Origin of the sequence: Pseudoalteromonas sp. T1lg24, assembly GCF_002964745.1 — a bacterium.
Taxonomy (GTDB): Bacteria; Pseudomonadota; Gammaproteobacteria; order Enterobacterales; family Alteromonadaceae; genus Pseudoalteromonas; species Pseudoalteromonas spongiae.
This window is the reverse complement of record NZ_PQCB01000031.1, coordinates 1-287: the sequence shown is the minus strand read 5'-3', so window position 1 is coordinate 287 and position 287 is coordinate 1. Positions and strand designations below refer to the sequence as shown.

Below are 287 nucleotides of genomic sequence, written 5' to 3'. Positions count from 1 at the left end.
CATAACAGCAATGGCCAAGAGAAGTAATTAAGCGGTAAATCCAGTAACCACAAGGGCCAGCTTCATAAACGAAATGCAGAGTTGCATGAGGATATTTTGACTCAAACTGACGAATGAGCTTCTTTATGGCTAATTTGGCTGAAGATATTCGTCCAAAGTGAATAGGTTGTGCCCCGCGACTGTCTTCAATGTACGCCACTTCCACAAACTCTTTATGAGTATCTAAGCCAATGAAAAGTATGTTATGTTTAGTCATGCTAGCCTCCGCTATTTAGTTATTTGACAAA

General features: G+C 40.1%; 1 pseudogene. It reads right to left on the bottom strand.

Annotation, left to right across the window (positions count from 1 at the left end):
* Positions 1–256 (bottom strand): annotated as a pseudogene (locus tag C2M30_RS12310) (IS110 family transposase); the annotation flags it as partial.
* Positions 257–287 lie beyond the last annotated feature (31 nt).